This is a genomic window from Halomonas alimentaria (assembly GCF_009902005.1).
Classification (GTDB): Bacteria; Pseudomonadota; Gammaproteobacteria; order Pseudomonadales; family Halomonadaceae; genus Halomonas; species Halomonas alimentaria.
Map to the genome: position 1 here is coordinate 1 of NZ_WUTT01000004.1, position 241 is coordinate 241.

At 55.6% G+C, this 241-nt stretch carries 1 tRNA gene; it reads right to left on the reverse strand.

The features are described 5' to 3' along the window. Positions 1 to 58 (reverse strand) — tRNA-Ala (locus GRB96_RS15405). Positions 59 to 241 lie beyond the last annotated feature (183 nt).

Sequence of the window (241 nt, forward strand, 5' to 3'; positions counted from 1 at the left end):
TAGCGGGATCGAACCGCTGACCTCCTGCGTGCAAGGCAGGCGCTCTCCCAGCTGAGCTAAGGCCCCACTGATACCCGCACTCTGGGTAATTTTATTCAGACCAAGGCATTTTGTGGCGACGCCTAGCCTGCTAGGCGAATCACGAAATAACGCAGGACTGGATAAAATTTGGTGGGTCTGGGCAGATTTGAACAAACCCCGCGACCTCACCCTTCTCTTTATGAACCCCAGGGGGTGCGCT